The sequence below is a fragment of the Streptomyces sp. B15 genome, assembly GCF_018070605.1.
GTDB classification, from domain to species: domain Bacteria; phylum Actinomycetota; class Actinomycetes; order Streptomycetales; family Streptomycetaceae; genus Streptomyces; species Streptomyces smyrnaeus.
Genome location: NZ_JAGPXJ010000125.1, coordinates 1 through 16,201, shown reverse-complemented (window position 1 = coordinate 16,201; position 16,201 = coordinate 1). Strand labels below are relative to the sequence as shown.

Annotated in this window: 17 protein-coding genes and 1 pseudogene; 11 read left to right on the top strand and 7 right to left on the bottom strand. The window is 72.5% G+C overall.

Going from position 1 to position 16,201, the window contains the following annotated elements:
• The 3 genes and pseudogenes from KBY19_RS33005 to KBY19_RS32995 form a co-directional block, all read right to left on the bottom strand.
• A pseudogene (locus KBY19_RS33005) lies at nucleotides 1-550 on the bottom strand (M56 family peptidase); the annotation flags it as partial.
• Nucleotides 551-689: 139 nt separating this feature from the next.
• The gene (locus KBY19_RS33000; RefSeq protein ID WP_210955502.1) at nucleotides 690-1,319 is read right to left on the bottom strand and encodes a DUF5134 domain-containing protein; all 630 of its coding nucleotides are present in this window, start codon (nucleotides 1,317-1,319) and stop codon (nucleotides 690-692) included.
• A gap of 106 nt (nucleotides 1,320-1,425) precedes the next feature.
• A complete protein-coding gene (locus KBY19_RS32995; protein ID WP_099885752.1) occupies nucleotides 1,426-1,818 on the bottom strand; it encodes a hypothetical protein in 393 nt (130 codons plus the stop codon).
• Nucleotides 1,819-2,542: 724 nt separating this feature from the next.
• Between KBY19_RS32995 and KBY19_RS32990 the strand changes: the two genes are divergently transcribed.
• From KBY19_RS32990 to KBY19_RS32980, 3 genes are all read left to right on the top strand, one after another.
• Complete coding sequence (locus tag KBY19_RS32990; protein WP_307843686.1) at nucleotides 2,543-4,045, top strand: hypothetical protein; 1,503 nt, start codon at nucleotides 2,543-2,545, stop codon at nucleotides 4,043-4,045.
• A 146-nt stretch (nucleotides 4,046-4,191) separates the two neighbouring features.
• The gene (locus KBY19_RS32985) at nucleotides 4,192-4,386 is read left to right on the top strand and encodes a hypothetical protein (protein WP_099885753.1); all 195 of its coding nucleotides are present in this window, start codon (nucleotides 4,192-4,194) and stop codon (nucleotides 4,384-4,386) included.
• Nucleotides 4,387-4,729: 343 nt separating this feature from the next.
• Nucleotides 4,730-5,989 carry a cytochrome P450 gene (locus KBY19_RS32980; protein ID WP_210955503.1) on the top strand — a complete coding sequence of 420 codons (1,260 nt, stop codon included), beginning with the start codon at nucleotides 4,730-4,732 and terminating at the stop codon, nucleotides 5,987-5,989.
• Here KBY19_RS32980 and KBY19_RS32975 read toward each other — a convergent pair.
• Together KBY19_RS32975 and KBY19_RS32970 are read right to left on the bottom strand one after the other, a co-directional pair.
• Nucleotides 5,986-6,264 carry a hypothetical protein gene (locus KBY19_RS32975; RefSeq protein ID WP_185018963.1) on the bottom strand — a complete coding sequence of 93 codons (279 nt, stop codon included), beginning with the start codon at nucleotides 6,262-6,264 and terminating at the stop codon, nucleotides 5,986-5,988. The two genes, KBY19_RS32980 and KBY19_RS32975, sit on opposite strands and share 4 nt — an antisense overlap.
• A gap of 102 nt (nucleotides 6,265-6,366) precedes the next feature.
• A complete protein-coding gene (locus KBY19_RS32970) occupies nucleotides 6,367-7,245 on the bottom strand; it encodes a DUF4232 domain-containing protein (RefSeq protein WP_185018964.1) in 879 nt (292 codons plus the stop codon).
• 229 nt (nucleotides 7,246-7,474) lie between these two features.
• On the opposite strand from KBY19_RS32970, the gene KBY19_RS32965 reads away from it, so the two are divergent.
• Nucleotides 7,475-8,230: an SDR family NAD(P)-dependent oxidoreductase gene (locus tag KBY19_RS32965; RefSeq protein WP_210955505.1), complete on the top strand. Its 756-nt coding sequence runs from the start codon at nucleotides 7,475-7,477 to the stop codon at nucleotides 8,228-8,230.
• Nucleotides 8,231-8,316: 86 nt separating this feature from the next.
• The gene (locus KBY19_RS32960; protein ID WP_099885759.1) at nucleotides 8,317-9,159 is read left to right on the top strand and encodes a helix-turn-helix transcriptional regulator; all 843 of its coding nucleotides are present in this window, start codon (nucleotides 8,317-8,319) and stop codon (nucleotides 9,157-9,159) included.
• 63 nt (nucleotides 9,160-9,222) lie between these two features.
• Here KBY19_RS32960 and KBY19_RS32955 read toward each other — a convergent pair whose 3' ends face one another.
• Together KBY19_RS32955 and KBY19_RS32950 are read right to left on the bottom strand one after the other, a co-directional pair.
• Nucleotides 9,223-9,603 (bottom strand): tautomerase family protein, encoded by a 381-nt coding sequence (locus tag KBY19_RS32955; RefSeq protein ID WP_099885760.1) that lies wholly within the window; start codon nucleotides 9,601-9,603, stop codon nucleotides 9,223-9,225.
• A 172-nt stretch (nucleotides 9,604-9,775) separates the two neighbouring features.
• Nucleotides 9,776-10,621, bottom strand: coding sequence for a class I SAM-dependent methyltransferase (locus KBY19_RS32950; protein ID WP_210967301.1), 846 nt, complete (start codon nucleotides 10,619-10,621; stop codon nucleotides 9,776-9,778).
• A gap of 118 nt (nucleotides 10,622-10,739) precedes the next feature.
• Between KBY19_RS32950 and KBY19_RS32945 the strand changes: the two genes are divergently transcribed.
• The 6 genes from KBY19_RS32945 to KBY19_RS32920 form a co-directional block, all read left to right on the top strand.
• A complete protein-coding gene (locus KBY19_RS32945) occupies nucleotides 10,740-11,339 on the top strand; it encodes a TetR/AcrR family transcriptional regulator (protein ID WP_099885762.1) in 600 nt (199 codons plus the stop codon).
• 214 nt (nucleotides 11,340-11,553) lie between these two features.
• Entirely contained in the window at nucleotides 11,554-12,594 is a 1,041-nt protein-coding gene (locus KBY19_RS32940) for a polyprenyl synthetase family protein (protein WP_210955506.1), read from the top strand.
• Nucleotides 12,595-12,645: 51 nt separating this feature from the next.
• On the top strand, nucleotides 12,646-13,722 hold the full coding sequence (locus KBY19_RS32935) for a UbiA family prenyltransferase (RefSeq protein WP_099885763.1): 1,077 nt from the start codon (nucleotides 12,646-12,648) through the stop codon (nucleotides 13,720-13,722).
• Entirely contained in the window at nucleotides 13,719-13,973 is a 255-nt protein-coding gene (locus KBY19_RS32930) for an acyl carrier protein (protein ID WP_099885764.1), read from the top strand. Before KBY19_RS32935 ends, KBY19_RS32930 begins: the two co-directional genes overlap by 4 nt.
• On the top strand, nucleotides 13,974-15,323 hold the full coding sequence (locus tag KBY19_RS32925) for a beta-ketoacyl synthase (protein WP_099885765.1): 1,350 nt from the start codon (nucleotides 13,974-13,976) through the stop codon (nucleotides 15,321-15,323).
• Nucleotides 15,320-16,201 (top strand): beta-ketoacyl synthase N-terminal-like domain-containing protein (locus KBY19_RS32920; protein WP_282107149.1); only part of this gene is annotated, 882 nt, incomplete at its 3' end. The genes KBY19_RS32925 and KBY19_RS32920, both read left to right, overlap by 4 nt.

Sequence of the window (16,201 nt, the reverse complement as noted above, 5' to 3'; positions counted from 1 at the left end):
CCAGTACCGCGTCCAGTTGGCGCCCCTTGAGCCGCCGCAGGGCGCCTGTGGTGATGACCAACTGCGGTGTGGTGCCCGGCAGCCACCAGGCGTCCGGCTTCTCGTCCTCCAGGACGAGAAGCGGCTCACCGGGCGAGGCGTCCTCACCCGGCAGTTGCGGCGCCCGCTCCCGCAGCTCCGCACGTCGCTTGCGGCGCCTGGCCCGCGCGTCCCTGATCTCCCGGAGCAGCATCGCGCCCGTCCACGCGCCCCCGCATGCCAGAAGCACACTCAGGGCCCCGGACCACGGTGTGTACGCGCTGGAGGTGTACGCCTCCGCGACGCCGTTCGGCGCCCCCGCGAAGACGTGGCTGCGCACCACCGTGAAGGCGGCCGCACCGGAGAGGGCCATGGCCAGCAGACAGCAGAGCAGTACCGCACCGACCACGCACTGCCACACCCACAGGGCGAGCACCGGTTCCCGGTCGGGCCACGAGCTGCGGGTCAGTACGCGCGGCGCGAGACCCGCGGCGAACAGGGCGAGCACCATCAGCGCGAGCGGGACCGTCATGCCGCTCAGCCTAAGAGGCCGTTACGAGACAGTGATACGTCTGACAGTGGAGAAGTGACGCGGCTCACTGCGCCGCGGCGTTTGGCGTTGCCGCGTGCTCGCCGCGGGCGACCCGGCCCCAGCGGTGGGGAACCGCTGCTCAGACCGTCAGCAGCATCGCGAACATCCCCGCCCCCATGGCCACTCTGCAGCCCGCCGCGACTCCGGCGTGCCGCACCACCGGCGGCGCCTCGGCCCTGATGCCGCCGTGGTGGCCCGCCAGGGCCGGCCGGGCCGCTCCCGTGGCAGCGGGCATCAAGCGCGTACCCGTCCACAGCACGTACGCCGCGAAGTACGCCAGCAGCGCTCCCGTCACCACGGGCACGCCACCGGCTTCGGAGTGATGTGCGCCCGCCCCTCCCGCCGGGGCGCCGAATGCCATGGCGAGTGCCATGTAGACCATCGCCGCGCCGCCGAGCAGATGGTGCAGCTGCTGCACGGGGGACATGCTCCCGTGCCGTCCGGTCGCCATCAGCATCAGCCACAGCTCGCGCATCAGCAGCACGCCGAAGACTGCGGTGAAAGCCCATGCCGAAGCCTTGTGCAGCGTCGGCGTCCCACCCCACAGCACGGGTACGGCCATGGCCGCCATGGCGAACCCCATCGCCGCCTCGCTCCGTGCCTCCGCCCGCTGTCCGCACCCGGCGCCGCGCGCCCGCAGCACGCACGAGACACCTGTCACCGCGCAGAGCGCCACCAGCAGCCACCCGACCGTGGCAGGGCCGTGCATCCGCTCACCCCCTCGCTCGCCGGGATGCTGCCCGTCCTCGCACCGCACACGGGAGCGCACGGGGGCAACGAGGGCGCGTCGGCGGCGGGGCGCTCGGAGGGGCCGCTCAGCGGGGCCGGGGCGCGGCGTGTCCCATCATCTCGGTGGCCTCCAGCAGCGGCATGCCGAGGTCCCGGTGCAGGATGCGGGCGTCGTCCGCGTGGTCGGGCAGGAACGAGTGGTCGCGGCGCCCGGTCCGGCTGTCGCCGTCCTTCTGCTCACCGTCCTCCTGCTGTTCGTCGAGTTCCGCCGCGCGCACATGGGTGCGGATGTGCCGGGTGAGGAGCCGCCAGGCGTAGGCGTTGGTGTGCGGGCTGCGCAGAGCCTGGTCCCACTGGTCGGCCAGTTCCGCGAAGGCCAGCCGTACAGCTGTGTCCGCCTGCCGCGCATCGGCCAGGCGGCTGTGCGCGTACGCGAGATACCGTTGCCGGTAAAGAGCGCAGAAAGCAGCGAACTCCACCGGCACATCTCGTTCTGGCTCCGGTGCGCCCGGCTTCCGGCCGGTGTCCGGGCGCACCGAATGTGCGGTGCAATGGTGTTCGCACGGCAAGGGCATACGAACGCTCAACGTTCTCTTCCCCTCCCATTCCCTCCGTTGCGGTCCCCCTACTGCCGGAAGCTACAGCTCATGACGGGCCGTACGCTACGAGCTTCTGCCGCGTGCAAATTCATCGGCAATTGCACGAGCAGCCGCCATGAACGGGAGACGCCAGCACGTCGAACTGCCGGGCGAGGAAAAGCCCTGTCTTCTTTCTCCTGTGATCGAAGTTGATCACCATCGGTGGTGCTGAGACCGTTCTCGATGCCTCATCTGTTCACTTGCCACAATCCCGGCTGTGAAGGCGGGAGAGGAAACCATCGGGGGACGTTGCGTGAATTTCACTCGTCAGAGTGGCGAACCGGTACGGCGTCCGAATCCCCCGCAATGTCCCCCACCGGCCGCCCCGGCAGCTGCAGCCGGATCGCCGCCCGGCACGCGGTCGTGTTGAATTGGAGTCCGCCGTCGAAAGGTTGGAGGTCGCTGTCAGCAGGGGCTCGGCTGCCGACCCGACGGGTGCGCGAGTGCCGGGCCCGATGTGGCCGGGCACGGACCACCTCCGACCCGAGCGGCGGCAACGGCCCGCCGGGGCCTTGGGCTGAGAACTGTCCGTGTTCTGATCGGTTTGGTGTGTGGGGGGTTTTTGGTGTCGGTTCCGGGTGTGGGCCCCGAGGGCGCGGGCGACGGTGTGCTGGTGGTGGCGGGCGTCGGCGGGGGGCTGATGGATGTCGGCGTCGTGGTGGCAGGCCTGGGCGGAGTGTCCTGGAGCGCGGCACTGGCCGGAGCCGGCGGTGAAGCCGTCGGCGGCAGAGGCGGCACGGGCGTCGTCGAACTGGTGGGCCCGGTCGACCCGCAGATGGTGCTGGCACGCGTGCGCCTGGTCGCCGGGGTGTCGGGCCAGCTTCTGGTCGTCATCGTCGGGGAGCTGCGCAAGGACCCGCGCAAGGGCGGACTGCACATCGGGCTCGGTGCGCCCGGCCAGCACTCGGCAGCGGTGCGCTACAGCGGTCTCCCGTGGGAGTGGCTGATAGGCGAGTTGGCCATAAGGCCCCCCAGGGCGACGACCGTCCTCCTGGACGTGGCGGCGGAGTCGGGCACCTGGGAGGCGATCCAGGCGGGCGGCTTGCCGCAGGCGCCGGGCGTCGGGGTCTTCGGCCGAGTGGTGCGGCACAGCCGGGAGTCGAAGTGGCGGCGGCTGAGGGGCGGCAACGAGCCGGTCGAACCGGTATACCTCCAAGAGTGTGTGCGCCTGTGGCGCGCGGGCGGCCGGTTGCCCTTCGCGGAGCTGCACGAGCGGGCCGCGGCCGTCTCCGGTACGACGGAGCACGAGCAGGCGCTGTTCGTCGCCTCGGCCACGGCCACCGTCGGCTTTCCCGCCCCGGTCTCGGATCCGGCGTCCGCTCCGGCTGCGGTGCCGGGAGCGGATCTGCCCAACGGCCATCGCCCCGGGGCAGCGCCCGCCCGGACCGGCTGGGAGCGCCAGGCCCACCCCGACCTGCCGGCCGAGTGGCAGCGCGGGAACGACCAGTCGCAGCCCGCTCCGCCGTCGACCCCGTACGCACCGTCCGCACCGGCGCCGGCCGCGCCCGAGAACGGCGCCACGGCCGTGCCCGAGAGCGGCACCGACCCCTGGCACCGGACCGCGCCGCAACCCGCGGCGGCCCGGCCCGCCGGTGCTCGACCGCCGGTGGCGGCCCGTGCCCCGCGTACCCAGCCGGTGGAGGACCCGCACGAGACGATCATGGCTGCCGCGCGGGCAGGCCGCCACGAGGAGGCCGAGGCGCTCGCGGCCGCCTGGGAGGACGCCGCCGAGCGCACCGAGGGCCCCGGCTCGGAGGGAGCGCTGCACTGGGTCGAGGTCCGAGCCGACCTCGCCCGCCTGGCCGGTTCCCCGGCCCGGAGCTGCGAACTGTGGCTGCAGGTCGCCCGGGGCCGCCTCGAACGAGGTGAGGCGGAGAACGCCCTGGAGGTGGAAGGCGCTGTCGACCGTGCTCACCACCAGTGGCAGTCGCTGGACGACGAGGACCTGGCCCGCGAACTGGCCCCCGAACTGATGCTCCTCCGCCGCCGGGTCCCCGGCCGCCAGCCCGGCGCGGTGCGGCTGGTCGAGGAACGCGCGGAGCGGCTGCTCGGTGGCGTCGAACAGTGAGGTCGAACAGCAACCGGACGGGGACAGCCCCAGGAGTGGCACCGGTTGGTCCTTTCGCAGCAGCCCCGGACCGGCGGACCAGCCACCCGGGGGCGTCTCCAGGACGCTGGGTCCCGCACTGTCCGTGACCCTCCGAAGGAGCGCACATGTCCCGTCGCACCGCGCTGACACTGGCGACACTGTTCGCGGCGACCGCTCTCGCCGTGCCCCCCGCCGCGGCCGCCGACGCGCCCACCCCGAAGTCCGGCGAGCTGACCTCGCGTGAACAGGCGGCACTCCAGATCGCTGAGCAGGCCCTGGGCAAGATTCTGGGCGGAGCCGTCACCCTGGGCGGCCACTGACGGCCGGCCGGTGCCGCGCGCGGCCTCGCTCGCCCTGTGCCCCGCGTTCGGATGCCTGCGCTTGGTGCCCCGCATTCGGCGACCTGCGTTCTGCTGCCCGCGCTCGGCGATCAGGCGGCCGCGGCCGGCCGCGGCCGGGCGGGGGAGGGCCGGTTTCGGGGGTGGCGCTGCCGGAGCGCCCGGTCCGGTTTCTCCCTCCGAACCGCCCCTCCATGATCAGTGAGCCGATTCACCGTGAGATGATCTTGCGCCGTCTGCCCTCTACACGGACGCTTGATCCGCTCGTACTGTGGCAGTTGTCACCGCGTCAACTCCCCGCCCCGAACGGAGATTGCGACTCACCGTGTCTGTTTCCGAGCCTTTGATTCTCGACCCCACCGGCAGTGACCCGCACGGTGAACACAAGGCCCTGCATGAACGCGGCCCGGCGACCCGGGTCGACCTGCTGGGTGTCACCGCCTGGTCGGTGAGCGACCCCGCGCTCCTCAAGAAGCTGCTCACCGGCCCGGACGTCTCCAAAGACGCACGGCAGCACTGGCCGCAGTTCGCGGAGACCGCCCCCACCTGGCCGCTGGCACTGTGGGTCGCGGTGGAGAACATGTTCACCTCCTACGGCAGCGACCACCGCAGACTGCGCCGGATGGTGGCACCGTCCTTCAGCGCGCGGCGTATCGCCGCCCTCACCGAGCGGGTCGAACGCATGGTCGACGACCTGCTGGACGAATTGGAGCGCACGCCCGAAGGAGAAGCGGCGGACGTGCGCGAGCTGTTCGCCTACCCGCTGCCGATCCAGGTCATCTGCCACCTCATGGGGGTGCCGGAGGAGCGCCGCGCGGGCTTCCGCAAGTTGGTCGACAACGTCTTCTCCACCACCCTCACCCCCGAGGAGGCCGCGGCCAACACGGCCAGCCTGTACGGGGTGCTCGACGATCTCATAGCCGAGAAGCGCGAGCGGCCGGGCGAGGACATGACCTCGCTCCTCATCGACACCCGGGACGAGGAGGGAGACGGCTCCGCGCTCACGGAGGCCGAGCTGCGTGACACGCTGCTGCTGATGATCAGCGCGGGCTACGAGACCACCGTCAACCTTCTCGACCAGGCCATCACCGTACTGTTGACCCACCCCGAGCAGATGGCGCTGGTGCGCGAGGGCCGCGTCGGCTGGTCCGACGTGGTCGAGGAGACCCTCCGCTTCGAACCGGCCGTCAAGCATCTGCCGCTGCGCTTCGCGGTACGCGACATCGAACTGCCCGACGGACAGGTCATCGGCAAGGGCGAGCCGATCCTCGCCTCCTACGCGGCCGCCAACCGGCACCCGGACTGGCACGGTGAGACGGCCGACGTCTTCGACCTGACGCGCACGGCACCCGGCCCGGAGCACCTGGCCTTCGGCCACGGTGTGCACTTCTGCCTCGGTGCGCCTCTCGCCCGGCTGGAGGCCACCACGGCACTTGAGAAGTTCTTCGCCCGTTTCCCCGACGCCCGACTCGGGGTCCCGGTGGAGGAACTGCGCCCCGTCCCGTCCCTCATCAGCAACGGCCATCAGACCCTGCCGGTGGTGCTGCGCCCGGGGCCGGCCGGGATCCCCAGTTCCGCTTCCTAGCCGTCGCTCTCGGCGGCGTCGCGCTCATCACCGGTGCGGCGCCGCCGGGCGAGCAAGGTCGTGCCCGCGACCACGAGGCCGACGGCCGCGACCTTGGCCGCGCCGTGCAGATGCGTGAGCTCGTCCTGGGAGTCGAGGCCGCCGAGGAAGAGCGCGAGCCCGGCCCCGACGCCGAGCAGGATCAGCACGACACCGCCCGCGGGTCCCGTTCCGGCCCACCAGGGGCCGACGTCGGCCTGCTGCTGGTGGCGCTGCTCGGACTGCTCGTCGGTCACGCGGCTCTTCCTCTCCTCGGCTCTGTTTCGTACGGCTGTGCGCGCCCGTGCTCCGCTGACGCGGTTCACGGCGCGGTCGGGGTGGCGGTCGGGGTGTGGCGGTCAGCTTCCGGTGCCGGGCGAGAGCGGACCGATCGTCGGCACCGACGCCTCACCCGTGGCGGTGACAGGGCCGCCGGACCAGTCGACCCGGAGCGGGGCCCGCTGGTCGGGCGGGGTGAGCAGGGCGGCGTCCGGAGTGACCGTCCGGGTGCCCGTCATCTCCGGGTTGGCGTACGACAGCGGCGCCCACGCGCTCGCCCCGGAGGAGAGTTCGACCACCTGCGAGCTGCTGCCCTCCCGCTCCGGGGGGACGGAGACCTGATCACCGGCAGCGTTGATGAAGGCGAATCCCGGAAAGCCGTGCACCGTGCAGGTCCGGCCGGAACTGTTGGTGAAGACGAGCGCGTAGTGGTTCTGGCCCGCTCCCGGCCTGTTGGGGCCTATGGACGCGTTCAGCTCGGAGGCGGTGCACGCGGAACCCGGGGCGCCGGAGCCGGGCTGCGTGCCGTTCCCGCCGGTGTCACCGCTGTCGCCACTGCCGCCGGAACCGCCCGAAGTACCGGCTGAGCCGGCCGGTCGCCCGGAGCCGCCCGAGGCCGCCTCGGAGGACGACGCGGCGCCGCCCTTCGACTTCTTCTTCTCGTCGCCGTGGTCGCTCTTGCTCCCGCTGCTGCCCTTCTGCTTCTCGGGCGGGGTGACGCCGGCCGGCGCGGCGTCACCGTCGACCCGGCGCGGTTTCGAGGCGGCGCTGTCCTTCTCACCGCACCCGGCCAGCAGCACACCGGCCGTCAGCAACATGACGGCAACGGCCGCGGGTCTCGCCGGGCGCCGGACGCGGCAGCCGGACCGCGCGTACGGGCCGGGGCCCTCGCCGGTGGTCTCCCGGTCGCGCTGTCCCGCCACCGTGGTGGCGTGCGTGAGGTCCGCGTCCCGTGCCATTGCTGTCGTTCACTCCCTGTTCGTGCTGTCCCCGCCACCGCGGCCGAGCACAGTCTTGGACGGCGGGCCGGAGGGAAAAGTTCACGGTGATCGAAGATTTTTCCGGGTCCCCCACGGCACCCTAAGGGGGGACCGGCGATCCCCTGACAACTGCTGCCTTCCTCCCGTTCCCCGGCCGCCGCACCGTTGTGGTGCAGGCAGGTACTCACCACCGAACGGAGAACACGGCATGACACGCATCGCCCTCATCACCGGTGCCAACCGCGGACTGGGACGCAGCGCGGCGCTGCACCTCGCCGAGGCGGGCACCGACGTACTGCTCACCTACCGCTCGCACGCCGACGAGGCCGAGGCCGTCGTCGCGCAGATCCGGGCCATGGGCCGGACGGCGGTCGCGTTGCCGCTGGACGCCTCGGACACCGCCGCCTTCCCGGACTTCGTCGAGACCGTACGCGGCGCCCTCAAGGAGAACTGGGACCGCGAGGACTTCGACATCCTGCTCAACAACGCCGGCCACGGCGTCCAGAAGCCGTTCGCCCAGACCACCGAAGAGGAATTCGACGGGCTGATGAACGTCCATGTCAAGGGCGTCTTCTTCCTCACCCAGGCGCTGCTGCCGCTGCTCAGGGACGGCGGCCGCATCCTGAACACCTCCACCGGACTCACCCGTTTCATCGCTGTCGAGACCTCGGCGTACGCTGCCGCAAAGGGTGCCGTCGAGGTGCTCACCCGCTACCTCGCCAAGGAACTGGGACCGCGCGGCATCTCCGTCAACGCCATCGCGCCGGGCGCCACCGCGACCGACTTCGGCGGCGGTGCCGTCCGCGACAGTGAGGCGGCCAGGACCTCCCTCGGCTCGGTCACGGCGATGGGCAGGGTCGGGGAGCCCGACGACATCGGTGCCGCTACCGCGGCGCTGCTCGACGAGGGCACGTCCTGGATCACCGGACAGCGCGTCGAGGCATCGGGCGGCATGCTGCTGTAAGCGGCGGCCGGGCGGTCCCGGGCAGTCCCGGGCGGCCCAGCGGGAGAAACGCGATCAAGGAACGAGGGAAGAGGGAGCGTCGGACCGTGGACCGAGCACAGCTCGCGGACTTCCTGCGCACACGCCGGGAGGCTCTGCAACCGGAGGACGTGGGCCTGCCCCGCGGTCCGCGCCGTCGAACCACGGGGCTGCGGCGTGAGGAGGCGGCGGCCCTGAGCGGTATGTCCAGCGACTACTACAGCCGGCTGGAGCAGCAGCGCGGGCCGCAGCCGTCCGAACCGATGCTGGCGGCGATCGCCCGCGGGCTCCATCTGTCGCTCGCCGAGCGCGACCATCTGTTCCGTATCGCTGGGCACAATCCGCCCCCACGGACCGGCTCGGACCACATCGCGCCCGGACTGATGCGCATCCTGGGCCGTCTCGACGACACTCCGGCGCAGGTCCTCAACGAGTTGGCCGAGACGCTGTGGCAGACACCGTTGGCCACCGCCCTGGTCGGTGACGAGTCCCGGTTCACGGGAGCGGACCGCAGTATGTACTACCGCTGGTTCGCCCGCCCGGCCACCCGGCTGAGATACGCGGAGGAGGACCATGCGCGCCACAGCAGGTTCTTCGCCGCTGAGCTGCGCGCCGCCTACTCCCGGCAGGGCAAGGGCAGCCGGGCCGAGGCACTGGTGGAACGGCTGTTGGAGACCAGCGAGGAGTTCGCACAGTGCTGGAGCGCGCACGAGGTCGGTGTGCCCAGGGTGGAACCCAAGCGGTTCCACCACCCCGAACTGGGCGAGATCCAGCTGCACTGCCAGGTGCTTCTCGATCCGGACCAGGCCCAGGCACTGCTGGTCTACACGGCCACGCCGGGTTCGGAGAGCGACGAGAAGCTCCGCCTGCTGCCCGCCGTCGGCGCCCGCTCCGCGCAAGCCGAGATGTGACGCCGACGCCCTTCCCCCGCCCTCGGCTCCCTTGACCTCGACGTCGATGAAATGCAGCGCGCCTCAGAGGTACTGCGCCACGCCGTTGCCGAGTGACCAGTCGGCCGACTCGTTCTCGGTCACGGTGACGAACATGTTCCGCGGCTCTGTCGCCGCGTACTGCTGGGCGAGTTCGGCGATCCGCCGGTACAGGGCCTGCTTCTGCGCGGGGGTGCGCCCCGAGCGCATGGTGATCACCACGTAGACGATGCCGTCGTCGCGGTGCACCCCGGGATAGGTGTCGTAGCGAAGCGTGCTGTTGGTGCCGTCGTGGCCGACGAGGACCTGGAAGCGGTCGTCGGGCGGGATGCCGATCGTCTCGACCAGTGCGTCGTGCACGGCCCGGCCGAGCGCGTCGAGTCGCTCCGCGTCGGCCCGCAGCGCGTCGATACGGACAAAGGGCATGGCAGTGGCTCTCCTTCGGTGTGGCGGGCGGGCGCCCGTGGGTGTCGACGTACTGTACATACTAGTAGGTACAGTCATGGCCAGGAGGCTGCGGGAGTCGTCCCGCAGCCCCCTCCGTGCCGCGTCGCGCCGTGCCATGCCGCGCTGTGCCACGGCACGGCGGACACTCGGGTCACGGGCGTACGGCGGTGACCAGCCAGGCGGAGCTGCGCAGGCGCACCACGCCCTCGGTGTCCTCATGGCTGCGCAGGAGTTCGACCAGTGCACGGCGGGCCCGCGCGCCGGCCTCCGCGTCCACCTGGCCCAGCAGATGCCGGCCGGGGCCGGAGTCGAGCAGGAAGTCGGCCGCGTCCTGGGCGCCCTGTCCCCACCTCCCGGCTGCTTCCGTGCGCTCGACGGCGATGTCGGCGAACCCGGCCGGGGTCAGCACCTCGCGGACCCGCGCGGGGTCGGCGAGGGAGAACATGCCCGGCCCGCCCGTCGCGCCGAATTCGCCGATGGGCAGATGGTTGCGGAGTTCGGCGAGTGCCTGGAGCCACTCGTTCTGCTCGGCGTCCGCTGCGCAGATGAACGCGAGTCGGCCCCCGGAGCGCAGTCCGCGGCCGATGTTGGTGAAGGCGGCGACGGGGTCGGCGAAGAACATCACGCCGTAACGGCTGATCGCGACATCGAAGTCGCGTCCGGCCAAGGGGTGGACCTGGGCGTCGCCCTGCTCGAAGGTCACGTTGTCGAGGTGTTCCGCCCGTGCGGGGGCCTCCGCGCGCTCCAGCATGGGTCCGGAGAGGTCGACGCCGGTGGCGTGCCCGTCGGTGGCCCGGCGGGCCGCGAGCCGGGTGGTCGCGCCCGCGCCGCAGCCGATGTCCAGGACCGAGTCGCCGGGTGTGAGGGCTGCGGCGTCCAGCAGTGGCTGGTCGAACCCCTCGTTGACGGCGTCCCAGCGCTCCTGGCTGCGGGCCCAGTGCTGTCCCTCGTAACCGTTCCACGCCTGTGCCTGCTCGGTGTTGACGATCTGCTGCATGGCGAACCTCGACTTCCGGGAAGCTTAGTATGGGCGTGTGCCCAAAGCGTAGGAGCACAGTATGGGCGTGTGCCCATACTGTCCATCCGTCACTGTTCATCCTTCCGAAAGGTCCCTCATGTCCCCTCGTGGCGTGGCCGTCCCCGACATCCGCGAACGCCTCTTCGCCGCCGCCGAACGCGTCGTCGACCGTGGTGGCCCGGGTGCGTTGACGAGCAGGGCCGTCACCGACGAGGCGGGCTGCTCCAAAGGGATGCTGCACGCCCACTTCGGGGGCGGCCTGGACGAGTTCGTCGCCGAACTGGTCCTCGACCGCTTCTCGCGGACCGCCGCGCTCGCCGCCGAACTGCCGCAACGGGCAGGCCAGGAGACGGTCGCCGCGAACCTCGCCGCCGTGGGCACCGCGCTTCTCACCTCGGCGGGCCCGGCCATGGCGGGTCTCGCCGTCACCCGTCCCGGCGCTGCCGCCCGCTTCCGGGACGCGATGGCCGCCGGAGCCCCCGGCTTCGCATCGGTCCAGGAGGCCGTCGCCGCCTATCTGGCCGGCGAACAGCGTCTGGGCCGGGTGGCAGCCGAAGCGGACCCCGAGGCTCTCGCGCTCGCTCTGGTCGGCACCGCCCACCATCTGCTGATGACCAGCTGGCCAGGAGCCCCGGACCCCGCCGCGCAGCTCCACCGGGTGATCGCCGCCCTCGCCGCCTCCGGCGCGGCGCGCTGACCCACTCCGCGCACCCGTGATCAACTGCCCGACCACTGCGGGCAGTTGTCGGATCACCAGGATCACCCTGCCTCACTCGAACCCCTGTTGCCCGGCACGTGAGTTCCGTACTCTGGCCGAGGCACCAGTCACGTTCGAACCGACCGTCTCCCTTCTGACGCCGCATCAGGCGCGGGCGTGCCGAGGCGGGTCGTTGGACAGACAGGGGGAAGGTGTGAGCACAGGGCAGCATGCCGGAAAGACGCCGTTAGCGGGACAGCCCCCGCTGACCGACCAGGAACTGGCAAGCGCACTCAAGGCCGATCTGGCCGTCGTCGAAGACCTCATCCGCGACTCCATCCACTCCGAGGCGCCGCTGCTGCGCGAGGCGTCCCGCCACCTCATCGACGCGGGTGGCAAGCGGTACCGCCCGATGCTGACACTGCTCGCCGCCCGGTTCGGCAATCCGGACGACCCGGACGTGCTGCGTGCCGCGGCCGCATGCGAACTCGTGCACGCGGCGGCGCTGTGCCACGACGACGTCCTGGACGGCGCTTCGCTCAGACGCGGACGCACGAGCGTCAACGCGCGCTGGAGCGACGCCGTCGCCATCCTCACCGGGGACTTCCTGTTCGCGCAGGCGTTCCTGCTGCTGGCCGCCGTGCCGCAGCAGGAGGCGCGGCTGGAGGTCAACACTTTCGTGCGGCTGGTGACCGGGCAGATCCGGGAGATGACGGGACCCGCCGACGGCGAGGACCCGACCGACTACTACGTCACCATGGTCTCCGACAAGACCGCCTCGCTGCTCCGGGCCTGCGTGCGCCTCGGGGCGCTCACCTCGGGCGCGGGCGAGACGGTGGTACGGGCACTGGAGGAGTACGGGGACGCCTTCGGTGTCGCCTTCCAGATCTCGGACGACCTGCTGGACCTCTTCGGCCAGGAGGAGCGGTCCGGCAAGCGCCAGGGCACCGACCTCCTCAAGGGCGCGCCGACACTGCCGCTGCTGTACGCGCTCAGCGGGACCGGCCACGACAGCGAGCGGCTGCGCGAGATCCTCGGCCCCGTGCCAGGAACCGGGCGCCGTACCACGCTGACCGCCGAGGAGCGCGCCGAGGCGACCGAGTTGCTCCGCCGCCATCCGGCCGTCGAGCGGACCCGGGAACGGCTCGACGCCTACATCGCGCGTGCTCGCGCCGCGCTGGCACCGCTGTCCGAAGGGCCGGCCAAGGACACCCTCGAAGCACTGTGCGCGGGCGTCGCCCACCGGGCCGGCTGAGTACCGGCAGACCACTCGCAGCAGCAGTCCACACCATGGGGTTGCGATCTCTTGACCAGAACAGGCGCGATCCTGCGCGCCACAAGCGTCCGCTTCACAGCGCTGTACTTCCTGCCCTACTACACGGCCCTCGTCGCCGAGGGCCGTGCACGCTGGCAGTGGGTGGCCCTGGGAGCCGTCTACTGGTGCGCGCACGGCCTCGGCACCGAGTCCCTCAACAGGCTCGCCGACCGTACCGAGGACGAGATCAACCGTCCCGAACGCACCTCCCTGTGCCACCGGGCGGGCTTCCCGCTGCTACGGCGCGCGGCACTCGTCGGCTGGGGCACCGTGCTGGCGCTGGACGTCGTGCTGCTGATCGCGCACCCGGACTGGTGGCTGGCGCTGTTCCTCTTCCTCGCCGGCTTCAGCGGCGTCAACTACTCCTACGGACTGCGCCTGTCCCGTAACCGGTGGCTCGCCCCTCTGCTGCTGACCTTCCACTTCGGCGGCACGTTCGTGATCGGCACCGTGCTGGCGCAGGACCACTGGGACGCGCAGGTGCTGCGCGACTTCGCCGGGTACGGGCTGCCCTTCTTCGCCGTCGGCATGGTGACCCTGCTCGCGCTGGGCGGCGCCAAGGACCTCACCGACCTGGCGGGTGACGCCAGCATCGGCTACCACAGCGCGTGGATCGACCTGCTGCGGCGGCACGGCGCCCGGCTGGCGGCCGCCATGGTCGGCTCCACCTACTTCCTGGTCGCCCTCTTCGTGCTGACCGGTGCCTTCCCGCCGCGCTTCTGGCTGTGGCTGCTGCTGATCCCGGTGGCCGCGGCGCTGGGCCGCTGCCTGTGGCGGGCCGCGACACCGGGGGAGCGGCACGCGACGAGGGAGTTCTTCTACCAGTACTGGGTGCTGTCCCTGGCGGTCGCCGCGCTCTTGTACGCGCCCCGCTGGGAGCTCCTCCCCGGACTCGTGGGCGGCCTCGCCTTCTGGGCCGTCACCACCCAGCGTCTCCACTGGTCCGGCGGAGTCCGCCGGGAGACCGTACGCACCGCGGTCGCCCTGGTACGCGGCGGCCACCCGCGGCGGGGAGGGCCGCCTGCCGGCGCCGAGTACGCACAGGAACGAGAGGAGAGGACCGGATGACGACCCCCAGGACGGAGCAGGAGATACGCGCGGTCGTACGGGAGACCGCGCTGCGCATCTTCGAACTCGAACCCGAGGAACTGGCCGACGAGACCGACTTCGAGACGGCCGGCGGCGACTCGCTGCTGCGCCTGGAGTTGGTCGCCGCCCTCCGCGACCGGATCGGTGTGGAGTACTCCGTCGCCGACGAGACGGAGATGACCTCCGTGAAGGCGGCGGTGGAAGTCACCCGGCGCGCACTGGGGGTGTGAATGCGGCAGGGCCTCGCCCGTCGGGTCGTCGTCACCGGCGTCGGAGTCGTCTCCGCGCTCGGTGTCGGCGCCGAGGAGTTCTGGGCCGCCGCCCGCCGGGGACATGTGGGCACCGGTGACGTCACCCTCTTCGACACCGGCGACTGCCTCACCCACCGGGGCGGTGAGATCCGTGACTGGGCCCCGCCCTGGCCCGACGAGGCGTACGGGCACGGCCCGCTGACCCGCAGCGAGTCCTTCGTACTGGCGGCCACCCGGATGGCGCTGGCCGACGGCGGACTCGCGGACGGGCACGGCCGGCTCACCGGACCGTACGACGACACCCGGGTGGGCGCCTCGTTCGGCATCGTCGTGGGCAACAGGCCGGGGATCGAGGCGCCGTTGCGGGCGGCACACCTCCCGGAGCAGGACGCGGGCACACCACCGGGCCCCGCGTCGCACACCGCCCCGTCCCACCCGTGGCACCGCCGGACGCCCCCCGCGCACAACCCCTTCCGGATCAGCGCGCTGCCCGCTGCCGCCTTCGGGCTGTACGGGCCGAACCTGCTGCTGCCCACCGCCTGCGCCGCCGGCAACGGCGCCGTCGCACACGCCGCCGACGCCGTCGCGGCGGGCCGCGCCGACGCGATGCTCGCGGGTGGCACCGACGAGCTGTCCGAAGCGATGTTCCTGATGTTCACCAGCTTCCGCGCACTCTCCCCGGACGTGGTACGGCCCTTCGACACGCACCGCGCCGGACTGCTGCTCGGCGAGGGCTCGGCCGTGCTGCTGCTGGAGGCCGAGGACAGCGCCCGCGCCCGGGGCGCCCCCGTCCTCGCCGTCGTCGCCGGGCACGGCAACTACTCCGACGCCCACCACATGACCGCCCCGCACCCCGAGGGGCAGGGCGCCACCCGTTCGATGCGGGCCGCACTGCGCATGGCGGGGCTCGCCCCCGACGACATCGACTGCGTCAGCGCGCACGGCACCGGCACCCCCGCCAACGACGCCGTCGAAGCCAGGGCCCTCGCCGAGGTCTTCGGGGGCGGTCACCGGCACGCCCCGCTGCCGGTGACCGCCCTCAAATCACTGCTCGGCCACGCACAGGGCGCGGCAGGGGCCCTCGCCGCCGCCGCCTGCGTGCTGGCCCTGCGGGACGGTGTCGTCCCGCCCACCGCCAACGTGGAAGCGCCCGATCCGGACTGCCTCACCGACGACTTCGCGCTCGTGCGCGACCGGCCCCGGCGGTTGCCGCTGCGCGCGGTGATGAACAACGCGTTCGGCTTCGGCGGCAACAACTGCTGCGTGGTCTTCACCCGGCCCGACACCGAGCCGGCGCGGCGCGGCCCAGGAACGGGGGAGCGGGCATGAGGGAGGTGGTGGTCACCGGCGTCGGCGCGCTCACCTCGGCGGGGGTGGGGCACGAGGTACTGCGGCAGCGCGCCGTCGGCGGCGCCTCGGCGCGCCACGAGGTGGAACGCACCCTGCCCGCGCCGCCGGGGCAGCCTGCGACGCCACCGGTGCGGGTGGCCGCGCTCCCGCCCTACGACCCCGCCGAGCACCTGGGCAAGAAGGGCATCCGGACGCTGAGCGCGGAGAGCAAGGCGTTCGGCGTCGCCGCCGTGCACGCCTGCCGGCACGCCGGGCTGCCCGTCTCCTGGGAACAGGACCCGTCCGTGGGTATCGCGGCCGGCACCACGAGCGGCGGTCTGGAGGACTACGCGGCGCTGTTCGCCGCCCGGCTCGCACGCGGTGTCCGCGGCGTCAACCCCGCGCAGGGCCCGCAGACCGGGCTGAACGCACCCGCCTCCGCCGTCTCCATCCTCACCGGAGCCGCCGGTCCGAACCTCACCGTCTCCACCGGACGCGCCGCGTCCCTCGACGCGCTCGCCGCGGCGGCCCGCGCCATCGACTCCGGCGCTGCGACCACCATGCTCGCGGGCGGGGTCCAACTCCTCGGCTACGCCGAACTGACCGCACGCCGCCGCGCGGCACCGGGCCCCGGGCCCGGCCCGGAGCCCGGCTGCGGCTTCGAGACCGTCGCGGGCGAGGCGGCCGTGGTCCTCGTCCTGGAGGACGCGGCGGCGGCCCGGGCCCGGGGCGCCCGACCGCTGGCCCGCCTGCTGGGCGCCGGCTCGGCCTTCGGCCCGCCCGCCACCCGCCCCCGGCAGCGGGCCGCCCCCGCCGCGCGGGGCGAGGCGGGGCGGGCCCGCCCCCCGCCCACCGCGCCCCCGACCCCCCCCGGCCCC

Bases quoted from the DNA above. Each gene is read 5' to 3' on its own strand.
- KBY19_RS32945 (WP_099885762.1), top strand. From the start codon at position 10,740: ATGTCCCCTCGTGGCGTGGCCGTCCCCGACATCCGCGAACGCCTCTTC.
- KBY19_RS32930 (WP_099885764.1), top strand. From the start codon at position 13,719: ATGACGACCCCCAGGACGGAGCAGGAGATACGCGCGGTCGTACGGGAG.
- KBY19_RS33000 (WP_210955502.1), bottom strand. From the start codon at position 1,319: ATGCACGGCCCTGCCACGGTCGGGTGGCTGCTGGTGGCGCTCTGCGCG.
- KBY19_RS32955 (WP_099885760.1), bottom strand. From the start codon at position 9,603: ATGCCCTTTGTCCGTATCGACGCGCTGCGGGCCGACGCGGAGCGACTC.
- KBY19_RS32950 (WP_210967301.1), bottom strand. From the start codon at position 10,621: ATGCAGCAGATCGTCAACACCGAGCAGGCACAGGCGTGGAACGGTTAC.
- KBY19_RS32965 (WP_210955505.1), top strand. From the start codon at position 7,475: ATGACACGCATCGCCCTCATCACCGGTGCCAACCGCGGACTGGGACGC.
- KBY19_RS32970 (WP_185018964.1), bottom strand. From the start codon at position 7,245: ATGGCACGGGACGCGGACCTCACGCACGCCACCACGGTGGCGGGACAG.
- KBY19_RS32985 (WP_099885753.1), top strand. From the start codon at position 4,192: ATGTCCCGTCGCACCGCGCTGACACTGGCGACACTGTTCGCGGCGACC.
- KBY19_RS32925 (WP_099885765.1), top strand. From the start codon at position 13,974: ATGCGGCAGGGCCTCGCCCGTCGGGTCGTCGTCACCGGCGTCGGAGTC.